10 protein-coding genes and 1 pseudogene are annotated in these 10,182 nt (G+C 70.3%); 8 read left to right on the top strand and 3 right to left on the bottom strand.

Annotated features, from left to right (window positions below):
- The 5 genes and pseudogenes from ACWD10_RS22180 to ACWD10_RS22160 form a co-directional block, all read left to right on the top strand.
- Positions 1-277, top strand: a pseudogene (locus tag ACWD10_RS22180) (hypothetical protein); the annotation flags it as partial.
- Positions 274-687: a roadblock/LC7 domain-containing protein gene (locus ACWD10_RS22175; protein WP_451093532.1), complete on the top strand. Its 414-nt coding sequence runs from the start codon at positions 274-276 to the stop codon at positions 685-687. The pseudogene ACWD10_RS22180 and the gene ACWD10_RS22175, both read left to right, overlap by 4 nt.
- Positions 684-1,049 carry a DUF742 domain-containing protein gene (locus ACWD10_RS22170; RefSeq protein ID WP_451093530.1) on the top strand — a complete coding sequence of 122 codons (366 nt, stop codon included), beginning with the start codon at positions 684-686 and terminating at the stop codon, positions 1,047-1,049. The genes ACWD10_RS22175 and ACWD10_RS22170 overlap by 4 nt, the downstream gene beginning before the upstream one ends.
- Positions 1,027-1,692: a GTP-binding protein gene (locus ACWD10_RS22165; RefSeq protein WP_451093528.1), complete on the top strand. Its 666-nt coding sequence runs from the start codon at positions 1,027-1,029 to the stop codon at positions 1,690-1,692. Before ACWD10_RS22170 ends, ACWD10_RS22165 begins: the two co-directional genes overlap by 23 nt.
- Positions 1,693-1,769: 77 nt before the next feature.
- The gene (locus ACWD10_RS22160) at positions 1,770-3,083 is read left to right on the top strand and encodes a cytochrome P450 (RefSeq protein WP_451093546.1); all 1,314 of its coding nucleotides are present in this window, start codon (positions 1,770-1,772) and stop codon (positions 3,081-3,083) included.
- A gap of 45 nt (positions 3,084-3,128) precedes the next feature.
- Here ACWD10_RS22160 and ACWD10_RS22155 read toward each other — a convergent pair whose 3' ends face one another.
- Positions 3,129-4,367 carry a cytochrome P450 family protein gene (locus ACWD10_RS22155; protein ID WP_451093526.1) on the bottom strand — a complete coding sequence of 413 codons (1,239 nt, stop codon included), beginning with the start codon at positions 4,365-4,367 and terminating at the stop codon, positions 3,129-3,131.
- 524 nt (positions 4,368-4,891) lie between these two features.
- Here ACWD10_RS22155 and ACWD10_RS22150 point away from each other — a divergent pair.
- From ACWD10_RS22150 to ACWD10_RS22140, 3 genes are all read left to right on the top strand, one after another.
- Positions 4,892-5,185, top strand: coding sequence for a hypothetical protein (locus tag ACWD10_RS22150; RefSeq protein WP_451093524.1), 294 nt, complete (start codon positions 4,892-4,894; stop codon positions 5,183-5,185).
- 136 nt (positions 5,186-5,321) lie between these two features.
- Complete coding sequence (locus ACWD10_RS22145) at positions 5,322-6,836, top strand: NCS1 family nucleobase:cation symporter-1 (protein WP_451093522.1); 1,515 nt, start codon at positions 5,322-5,324, stop codon at positions 6,834-6,836.
- 113 nt (positions 6,837-6,949) lie between these two features.
- Positions 6,950-7,675: an aspartate/glutamate racemase family protein gene (locus ACWD10_RS22140; protein ID WP_451093520.1), complete on the top strand. Its 726-nt coding sequence runs from the start codon at positions 6,950-6,952 to the stop codon at positions 7,673-7,675.
- A 49-nt stretch (positions 7,676-7,724) separates the two neighbouring features.
- Here ACWD10_RS22140 and ACWD10_RS22135 read toward each other — a convergent pair whose 3' ends face one another.
- Together ACWD10_RS22135 and ACWD10_RS22130 are read right to left on the bottom strand one after the other, a co-directional pair.
- Complete coding sequence (locus tag ACWD10_RS22135; protein ID WP_451093518.1) at positions 7,725-8,387, bottom strand: GntR family transcriptional regulator; 663 nt, start codon at positions 8,385-8,387, stop codon at positions 7,725-7,727.
- Between the two features lie 87 nt (positions 8,388-8,474).
- Positions 8,475-10,172, bottom strand: a complete 1,698-nt coding sequence (locus ACWD10_RS22130; protein WP_451093516.1) for a Na(+)/H(+) antiporter subunit D — start codon at positions 10,170-10,172, stop codon at positions 8,475-8,477.
- Positions 10,173-10,182 lie beyond the last annotated feature (10 nt).

Raw genomic sequence — 10,182 nt, 5'->3', positions numbered from 1 at the left:
CGTCGCCGAGCAGCCCGCCGCCGCACCGGCCGAGGAGCCGCAGGGCCGTACCGCCGCCGAAACCGCCCAGCGCATGGGCGCGTTCGCGCGCGGCACCCGCTCCGGACGGGCGGACCGCACCACCCCGGAAGACGGTCCCGGGCGTACCCCCGACGCCGGACGTATCCCCGACGCCGGACGTACCCCCGAGCCCGCACGTACCCCCGATGCCGGACGTGCCTCCGATGCCGGGCAGACCACCGCCTCGCATGACCACGAAGGGAACACAGAAGGATGATCGAGCCCACGACCAACGAGCTGGGTTGGATGCTCGATGAGGTCCTCAGGGTGCCGGAGGCACTGCACGCCATCCTGCTCTCGGCCGACGGCATGCTCCGGGCGCACTCCGCGGAGATCGACCGGGACGACGCCGAGCGGCTCGCCGCCGGACTCTCCGGCGTGCAGTCGATCAGCCGCAGCACCGCCGAGTTCTGCGGCCGCCCCGACACCCCGTGGCAGCAGACCCTGATCGAGTTCGCGCACGGCTATGTGTTCCTGGTGGCCGCCGGTGAGGGCGCCTATCTGGCGGTCTCCACCACCGAGAACGTGGACATGGAGGCGGTCACGTACCGCATGCACAAGCTGGTGGACAGGCTCGGCCGGGAGCTGACCAGCCCGATCCGGCAGGACATCGGCAACCCCGCATGACGCCGCCTCCGAAAGAACGGCGGGGGGAGCGGCTCGTCCGGCCGTACGTCGTCACCGACGGCCGCTCCCAGCCGACCCGGAACACCCTGGACCTGGTCACGCTCCTGATCGCCACCGACGATCTGCCGCTGACCGGGCTGAGTCCGGAGAAGCGCGGCGTGATGGAGCTGTGCCGACGCGGAGCGCTCTCGGTCGCCGAGGTGGCCGGACATCTCGCGCTGCCCGTCAGCGTCACCAAGGTGCTGATCGCCGACCTGATGGACAGCGGCCACATCGTCACCCGCGCGCCCATCCCGGCCGCCCAGCCTTCCGAAGCCCGAATCCTCCAGGAGGTGCTCGATGGGCTCCGCGCCCTCCTCTGACGTCCCCCGCGTCTCCTCTGACGTCTCCCACGTCTCCTCTGACACGAGTGACAGTGACGTCTATCTGCGCCGTACGGTGCAGACCGCTGCGAAGCTGCTTATCGTCGGCCACTTCGCTGTCGGCAAGACCACGCTCGTCCGTGCGCTCTCGGAGATCCGGCCGCTGCACACCGAGGAGGTCATGACGCAGGCCGGTGCCCTCGTCGACGACCTGGCCGGGACCAAGGACAAGACCACCACCACGGTCGCCATGGACTTCGGGCGGCTCACCCTCAGCGACACGCTCGTCCTCTACCTCTTCGGCACGCCCGGACAGCAGCGCTTCACTCAGCTGTGGCGGGACATGACCCGCGGCGCGCTCGGCGCGCTCGTCCTCGCCGACACTCGCCGCCTCTCGAACTCCTTCGACGTGATGGGCGTGTTGGAGGAGATGGACCTGCCGTACGCCGTCGCGGTCAACCAGTTCGACGACGCCCCCGCGCACGAGCTCGACGAGGTGCGGGAGGCGCTCGACCTGCTGCCCGAGACCCCGCTCGTACGGTGCGACGCGCGCGACCGCGTCTCCTCCACGCACGCGCTGATCGCGCTGGTGGAGTACCTCAAGGCCCGCAACGCCGAACCCCGTCCCCTGGAGCAAGTGTGACCTCTCCGAACGCCGATGGTGTCCCACCGCCCGGCTGCCCCGCGCATGTCAGTTCCCCCGGAGCCCTCGGGACGCCGATGTACGGCCCCGAGTTCGCCGCCGACCCCACCGCCACGTATGAGCGGCTCCGCAAGGCCGGTCCGACCGCCCCGGTCGAACTCGCCCCCGGCGTACGGGCCCGGCTCGTCGTCGGCTACGAGGCAGCCCTGCACGTGCTGCGCAGTCAGGAGACGTTCTCCAAGGACGCCCGGCTGTGGGCCGACTTCGCGGACGGCACCGTCGCCCCGGACTCCCCGGTCGTCCCGATGATGGCCTTCAGGCCCAACGCCCTCCTCACCCACGGTGAGGAGCACCGCAGACTCCGCGAGGCGATCACCGACTCCCTCGCCCGGGTCGATCCGAACGCGCTGCGCGGCTACGTCGAGCACGCCGCCGAGATGCTCATCGACCGCTTCGCTCCGGTCGGGAGAGCCGATCTGCTCGGCGCGTACGCGCAGGTCCTGCCGCTGCTCGTGTTCCGCGAGATGTTCGGCTGCCCGCCCGAGACCGGCGACAAGCTGGTCGAGGGCATGTCCGGCATTTTCGACGGCATCGACGCCGAGAAGGCGAACGAGCTCCTTACCCACGCCGTCCTCGAACTCATCGCTCTCAAGCGCGAGCAGCCCGGCCAGGACGTGACCTCCTGGCTGATCGCCCACCCGGCCGAGCTCACCGACGAGGAGCTTCTGCACACCCTCGTCCTCCTCATGGGTGCGGGCACCGAGCCGGAGCAGAACCTGATCGCCAACAGTCTGCGGCTGCTGCTCTCCGACGACCGCTTCGCGGGCGATCTGTCCGGCGGCAGTCTGCCCGTCGAGGACGCCCTGGACGAGGTCCTCTGGACCGATCCGCCGATGGCCAACTACGCCGTGCACTACCCGGTGCGCGACGCCACGTACGACGGTGTCGTCCTGCAGAAGGGGGTGCCGCTGGTCGTCAGCTTTGCCGCCGCCAATAACGACCCGGTCCTCGCGTCGGACCAGCGCGCGGGCAATCGCGCCCATCTGGCGTGGAGCGCGGGACCGCACGCCTGCCCCGCGCAGGGCCCGGCCCGGCTGATCGCCGGGGTGGCCATCGAGACGCTCCTCGACCGGCTGCCCGACGTCGAACTGGCCGTGCCGGTCGAGGAGTTGGAGTGGCGGCCGGGCCCCTTCCACCGGGCCCTGGCCGCCCTGCCGGTGCGCTTCCCGCCGACCCCCGCCTCCGGCGGCGACCGTCCCGGGGCGCTCACCGACGAACTGCCGCAGGAGGTTCCGGTACCGGAGCCGCCCGCGCCGCCCGCCCCGGCCCCGGGCCCGGCGCGCGCACGCGGACTGTGGGCGGCGGTACGGGCCTGGTGGCGCGGGCAGTGACGCGGAAGTGACGTGGTACGGCTGACCGATGGGCCCTGACCGGGCCTACTTGGTCAGCCGTACGGGAAGCGAGCGGTGGCCGTTGGAGATGAAGGAGTCCACCGGCTCAAGATTCTCCGACGGCACCGCGAGCGCCAAGTCCGGGAAGCGGTCGAAGAGCGCCGGGAGCGCCGTACGCGTCTCAAGGCGCCCTAGTGGGGCGCCGAGGCAGTAGTGCACGCCGTGGCCGAAGGCCAGGTGCTCCTTGTCGAGCCGGGTCACGTCGAAGACGTCGGCGTCCTTGCCGTGCCACTCCGGGTGCCGTCCGGCCGCGGCGTACGCGGCGAGGATGGCCTCGCCCGCGCGGATCACCAACCCTTCGCCTTCACCGCCCACTTCGATGTCCTCCACCGCGTACCGCAGCGGCACGCTCGCCACCGGGGAGTCCTGCCGCAGCGTCTCCTCGATCACGTCGTCCCAGCTTGCCCGGCCCGCCCGTACGTGCTCCAGCTGTTCGGGGTGGGTGAGCAGGGCGTGGATGGCGTTGTCGATGAGGTTCACGGTGGTCTCGTGGCCCGCGCTGATCATCAGGAGCAGGGTGTCGACGAGCTCCTGCTCGCTCAGCCGGGTGCCGTCCTCGTCGCGGGCGGCGATCAGTCCACTGGTGAGGTCGTCGCCGGGGGTCTTCCGCTTGAGCGCTACAAGTTCACCGAGGATCGAGTAGAACTTGGCGTATGTGGCCGCGGCCTCCTCCGGGTCGGCGGACGTGTGGAAGATGCCGTCCACGACGGCCCGCAGCTCCGCACCGCGCTCCTCCGGCAGCCCGAACAGATCGCTGATCACCTGGATCGGCAGCGGATAGCACAGCCCTTCCCGCAGGTCCACCACGTCGCCGTGCCGGCCGGACTCCGCGATGCCGTCGAGGAGTTCCTTGGTGATCTCCTCAATACGGGGCTGCAGCGCGGCGGTTCTGCGGGCCGTGAACGCCTTGGAGACCAGCGTGCGCAGGCGTTTGTGCTCCCCGCCGTACGCCGTGAACATGTTCTGCACCGCGACCCAGGTGAAGAGGGGCCACTCGGGCGAGATCTCCCCGTTGATCCACTTCGGCCAGTGCTGCCGCGGGTCCTTCGAGACCCGTGCGTCGGTGAGCAGCTTCTTGAGCAGCGCGGGATCGCTGATCGCCCAGGCTTCCACCTCGCCGGGTAGCTGGACGCGCGCCATCGGCCCGCTCTCACGTATCCGGGCAGCCTCCGCGTGGATGTCACGACCGGTCGGGTCTATCACTACCGGGGACTCGACTCCCATCAGCGCCTCCATTGCGCTCGAACCCTCAAGGACGATCGATCACGCTACGACGCCAAACGGTTCCGGAGGGAGACCGCGCAGGCGCCGCTGCGTGCGTTGGCAAAATCCCTACGCGTGGGCGCAAGTGTTGCCGTGGGCGCGTGTCTTACGGATCACGCATCGGTGCCGTGGGCTCGGTTGCCGCATCTGGGGGCTGCGCCCCCAGACCCCGCTTCATCGCGCTAGACCGGGGGGTGGCGCGTAGCGCCTCGGTTGAGGGTGGTGGTGGGAGACGGGTGGGCGCGCTCGTCCTCAAACGCCGGACGGGCTGGGATGTTGCCCCCTCACTGTCCGTGGAGTGTTCGGCGGGCCGTGGCGTATGCCTCGCGGATCCGGGATGCCGTCTTGGCTTCGGTTGGGGTGGGGGCGTGGATCTCGTGGGCGGGGGACGTGGGCCACGGTGGCGGGTGCGGGGTGCCGGTCAGGGTCCAGGCGGCCTCTGGCGGGCGGCGCCCAGGGCTACGTATTCGTCGGGGGCGGGGACCGTGACGGGGGGCGTTCAGGATGGCGGCGGCCAGTTCTCCGACGATGGGGGCCTTCACCGCGCCGCCGATCAGGAGGATGCGGCCGACGCTCTGGAGGAGTGGCTCCACCTCCTGACCGTGATGATGGGCACCAACCTCGCCTTCCTCGTCGCCGCTCTCGCCGCGGGAGCGCTCGGTGCGGGTATGGCCGGGTATGTCCCGCTGCCCCCGGGCGTCATGTGGATCTACGCCGGGCTGCACCTGGCCAGCACCGTTCTGGCGCTGCTGCTCAAGGAATCCACCCAGCGGTCCTGAGTGCCGCGAGGCGCAGCCTTTTCCGTATACCAAAGTTCCGTTCCGGAGCGGTTCACCTATTGACCACCCCTGCCACCCCCCGTAGCCTCCCGTCCCATCAGAGATTTGGTATCCCAAATCGGGAACAGGAGGCGTCATGGATGCCGTGCACGACAGGCCGGCCGTCAAGGCCGCGGCCGCCGGGGCCGGGGAGTCCCACCCCGGCCCCGGCGGCACCAGCCCCGGTCTCTACAGCCGCGACCTTGCCCCCACCAAGACCGAAGGCCGCCGCTGGGGCGCGTACAACGTCTTCACCCTCTGGGGCAATGACGTGCACAGTCTCGGCAACTACGCCTTCGCCGTAGGGCTGTTCGCGCTGGGGATGAGCGTGTGGCAGATCCTGCTCGCGTTCGCCGTCGCGTCCGGGCTGCTGCTTGTGCTCCTGAACCTCTCGGGGTTCATGGGGCACAAGACCGGTGTCCCGTTCCCCGTGATGAGCCGGATCGCCTTCGGGATCAAAGGGGCGCAGATTCCGGCCGCCGTACGCGGAGCCGTGGCCATCGCGTGGTTTGGTATACAGACCTATCTCGCCGCGTCCGTGCTGAACGCGCTCCTCAAAGTCCTTGCCCCCGGGCTCCGTTCCCTCGACGAGAACTCGATCCTCGGCCTTTCCACGCTCGGCTGGCTGACCTTCCTCTTCCTGTGGGCGGTCCAGGTCCTCATCGTCAGCTTCGGCATGGAACTCATCCGTAAATACATGGCGTTCGCGGCGCCGACCATCCTGGTCACGATGTGCGCGCTCGCGATCTGGATGTTCGTCCGGGCGGACGGCTCCATCGCCCTGTCGACCGGCCACGCGCCGACCGGCCTCGCCATGTGGAGCGGGGTGCTGCAGAGCGCCGCGCTGTGGGTCGTCATCTACGGCACCTTCGTGCTCAACTTCTGCGACTTCACGCGCTCCGCGAAGAGCCGCAGCGCGATCGTCCGCGGCAACCTCGTCGGCATCCCCGTCAACATGCTGTTCTTCGCCGGGATCGCGGTCATCCTCAGCGGCGCCCAGTTCAAGCTGAACGGCGAGGTCATCACCGGACCCGAGGACGTCGTCCGGACGATCCCCAGCACCTTCCTGATGGTCGCCGCCTCGCTGGCCTTCATCACCCTGACCATCGCGGTGAACCTCCTGGCCAACTTCGTCGCGCCGATCTACGCCCTGGTCAACCTGTTCCCGCGCAGCCTCAACTTCCGCCGCGCCGGGATCGTCAGCGCCGTCATCGGCCTGCTCATCCTGCCGTGGAACCTCTACAACAGCCCGACCGTGGTCAACTACTTCCTCGGCGGCCTGGGCGCCCTGCTCGGCCCGGTCTTCGGCATCGTGATGGCGGACTACTGGCTGATCCGCAGGACCCGCGTGAACGTACCGGCCCTCTACACCGACGAGCGCGGGGCCGACTACCACTACCGGGGCGGATGGCACATCCGAGCCATCGCCGCCGTCGCCCCGGCCGCGGCCGTCGCCGTCGTCATCGCCCTGCTCCCCGCCTTCGCGGCCGTCTCCGGCTTCTCCTGGTTCATCGGCGCGGCCCTCGCCGCCGTCATCTACCTGGTCCTCGCCGACCGCAGCCGCCCGGCCCGGGACGTCGACGGCGCGGCCATCGCGGTCGACGCCGACTGACCACCGGCCGACTGACCACCGGCCGACTGACCACGCGCACGACCTCAAGCCCCATCAGCACCACGACCAGCGGCACCCACAGCACCACCACTCAGCCACACAGAGAGCCCGCGATGCGCATCCTCGTCGTCAACGTCAACACCACCGACTCGATCACCAAGAGCATCGGAGAACAGGCCGCGGATGCCGCATCGCCCACCACGGACATCGTGCCGCTCACACCCCCGTTCGGCGCCGAGTCCGTGGAAGGGAACTACGAGAGCTACCTCGCGGCCATCTCCGTGATGGAGGCGGTACGCGCCTACCCGCACCCCTTCGACGCCGTCATCCAGGCCGGATACGGCGAGCACGGCAGGGAAGGGCTGCAGGAGCTCCTCGACGTCCCGGTCGTCGACATCACCGAGGCCGCGGCCAGCACCGCGCAGTTCCTCGGCCACCGCTACTCCGTCGTCACCACCCTCGACCGGACCGTGCCGCTCATCGAGGACCGCCTCCGGCTCGCGGGCCTCACGGACCGCTGCGCCTCGGTGCGGGCCAGCGGGCTGCCGGTGCTCGACCTGGAGACCGACCCTGGCGCGGCCGTCGAGGCCATCGTGGAGCAGGCGGCCTGGGCCGTCGAGCACGACAAGGCCGAGGTGATCTGCCTCGGCTGCGGCGGCATGGCGGGCCTCGCGGAGCGCGTCACCGAGCGCACCGGCGTTCCGGTGGTCGACGGTGTCTCGGCGGCGGTGACCATCGCCGAGTCCCTCGTACGCCTGGGACTCTCCACGTCCAAGGTGCGGACGTACGCGCCACCGCGTCCGAAGACGGTCAAGAACTGGCCGCCGCAGGCCTCTTGAGTACGCGGGGGTCTGGGGGCGCAGCCCCCAGGTGCGGCGACCTGGCCGACTAGCGCTGCCGCGTCTCCTTCATCCGCTCCAGGTACGCCAGGGCCTCGCTCTTCCCCGTCGCCAGGTGTTTCACGGCCAGTTCCTCGACCCGCTCGACGTCCCTGGCCTCGATCGCCTGGTACAGCTCCTCGTGCTCCTCGGCGACCCCGGCCAGGTCGTCGTGCTGCACCATGAACCAGCGCAGTCGGCTGCCCAGGGTGCGGCCGAGCTCGTTGAGCAGTTCGTTGTCCGCGAGCTCGGTCACCGTCTCGTGGAAGTCGGCGGCGGCCCGGCGCGCGCCCACGGCGTCGCCCTTGGCGGTCGCCGTCAGCTCGGCGTCGAGGTTCGCGCGGAGCTGGGCGAGCCCCGCCCGGGTGCGCCGCTGGGCGGCCAGCCGGAACGCCAGGGTCTCCAGGGCCGAGCGGACCTCGTCGAGGTCCTGGATGTCGGCCGCGCTGAACTCACGGACCACGGCCCAGGTGCGCGGCCGCGGCGTGACCAGGCCCTCGGTGACCAGCGCCCGCAGCGCGTCGCGGACGGGCAGCCTGCTCACCCCGAGCTCGGCGGCCAGCTCGCGCTCCACGAGCCTGCTGCCCGGTGCGCGCACGCCGTCGATGATCTGGTCCCGCAGTGTCCGGGTGACCCGCTCCGACTCGGGTTCGAACTTTTCCGCCCCTGCCATGCCGCTCCCTGCCATGCCGCTCATTGTCGCACCGCCTCGGACACGGGTTCGGTATACCGATTCTGATGCTCCGGGGGCGGTACGCGGCTACAGGAGCGCCACTAGGAGCACGCCCCCGAGCAGCAGCGCCGCCCACCAGACCATCGCATGCGTCGACCACGGAGTCACCAGTCCCGCCCCCGGCCGCACCGCTCCCGTGGCCGCACCCCACAGGGCTCCCGCGCGCCGACGCAGCGGAACGTCCAGCGCCCGGGCCAGGTGCGAGGCGGTACAGGACAGTGCGTGCCAGGCGGCCGGGGCGAGACGCCGGTAGACCACGTCGGCGTCGATGTTGACCGAGCGGACCTCCGGGGGATAGAGGCCGGTACGGACCAGGAGGGTGAAGGCCATCGCGGCGAGCAGCAGGAGCTGCAGCTGGTTGACCACGTGCGGTGTCGTGTAGGGCGCGTAGTCCACGGCGTACGGCAGCAGCCCGTACAGCAGACCCGGCGCCACCCCGATGCCCACGCAGATCAGTGCCGCCAACGTCATGGCCACGCGCATGTTCAGCGGGGCCTCGGCTACCCGGTGGCCCCGGTCGTGCGCGAAGAAGGCGAAGTACGGAACCTTGATCCCGGCGTAGTGGAACACTCCGGCGGAGACGAACAGGAGCAGCAACCAGATCACGGTGAGGTGCTCCTGCGCGACCGCCTCCATGGTCAGCGCCTTCACCGGGAACCCGGAGAACAGCGGGACCGCGGAGATGGAAGCGGCGCCCACCATGCACAGCACGGCGGTCTGGGGCATCGACTTGTACAGGCCGCCGAGTTCGGAACCCTTGACGGTTCCGGTGCGGTGCAGCACCGCACCCATGCTCATGAACAGCAGGGCCTTGTAGACGATGTGCGCGACGGCGTGTGCGCTGGCTCCGTTGATCCCGAGCGATCCGCCGACGCCGACGCCCACCACCATGAATCCGAGCTGGTTGATCAGGCTGTAGGACAGCACCCGGCGCAGATCGTTCTCGATCACCGCGTAGAAGATCGGGAACACCGTCATCGCCGCGCCCACCCACACCAGCATGTCGGTGCCCTCGAAGCCGCGCGCCAGCGTGTAGACCGCCAACTTGGTGGTGAACACCGACAGCGCCACCGACCCGACGACGGTCCCTTCCGGGTAGGTATCGATCAGCCACGCGTGCAGCAGCGGGAAGGCGCACTTGATGCCGATGGCCGCCAGGATCAACGCGCCCGAGGCGCTGTCGGCTCCGAGGTGGCCGAAGGCGAGCCCCTCGCCCTCCCGCACCCGCAGCGCGATCCCGGCCAGCATCAGCAACCCGGAGATCAGCTGGGCGATCAGATAGCGCAGCCCCGCGCGGTATCCGCGTTCGGTGCGGCGCGCCCAGATCAGGAAGGCCGACGAGAGCCCGGTGAGCTCCCAGTACACGAAGAGCGTCACGAGGTCACCGGCGAGTGTGCCGCCGACCGCGGTCCCGGCGTACAGCAGGATCACCGCCTGCTGCAGGGCGTCCCGCAGGTGCAGGGCGTAGACCGAGATGAGCAGCCCGGCGACCAGGAAGCCGGTGGCGAACAGGCGGGACAGGGCGTCCACGCGTACGGGGGTCAGCTCCAGGCCGAGGAACGCGAAGCCGGCGCCGGTGCCTTCGGGCAGCAGCCACAGCACGACCAGGCCGGCGACCGGCGTGAGCAGCATCAGGGCGCCGCGCCACCGGCCGCGCAGCAACGGCACTCCGGCCGCGCCGAGCAGCAGGAGCAGGGCGGGGCTGAGAGCGGGGCCAGTCGTCATCGCGGGTCCG

It is taken from the genome of Streptomyces sp. NPDC002851 (assembly GCF_053591935.1).
This window is presented reverse-complemented; position numbering and strand designations above follow the sequence as displayed.

What these genes read in the sequence shown, in the direction of transcription:
- ACWD10_RS22155 (WP_451093526.1), bottom strand. Translation starts at nt 4,367, where the DNA reads ATGGGAGTCGAGTCCCCGGTAGTGATAGACCCGACCGGTCGTGACATC.
- ACWD10_RS22175 (WP_451093532.1), top strand. Translation starts at nt 274, where the DNA reads ATGATCGAGCCCACGACCAACGAGCTGGGTTGGATGCTCGATGAGGTC.
- ACWD10_RS22170 (WP_451093530.1), top strand. Translation starts at nt 684, where the DNA reads ATGACGCCGCCTCCGAAAGAACGGCGGGGGGAGCGGCTCGTCCGGCCG.
- ACWD10_RS22145 (WP_451093522.1), top strand. Translation starts at nt 5,322, where the DNA reads ATGGATGCCGTGCACGACAGGCCGGCCGTCAAGGCCGCGGCCGCCGGG.
- ACWD10_RS22160 (WP_451093546.1), top strand. Translation starts at nt 1,770, where the DNA reads ATGTACGGCCCCGAGTTCGCCGCCGACCCCACCGCCACGTATGAGCGG.
- ACWD10_RS22135 (WP_451093518.1), bottom strand. Translation starts at nt 8,387, where the DNA reads ATGGCAGGGGCGGAAAAGTTCGAACCCGAGTCGGAGCGGGTCACCCGG.
- ACWD10_RS22140 (WP_451093520.1), top strand. Translation starts at nt 6,950, where the DNA reads ATGCGCATCCTCGTCGTCAACGTCAACACCACCGACTCGATCACCAAG.
- ACWD10_RS22130 (WP_451093516.1), bottom strand. Translation starts at nt 10,172, where the DNA reads ATGACGACTGGCCCCGCTCTCAGCCCCGCCCTGCTCCTGCTGCTCGGC.
- ACWD10_RS22165 (WP_451093528.1), top strand. Translation starts at nt 1,027, where the DNA reads ATGGGCTCCGCGCCCTCCTCTGACGTCCCCCGCGTCTCCTCTGACGTC.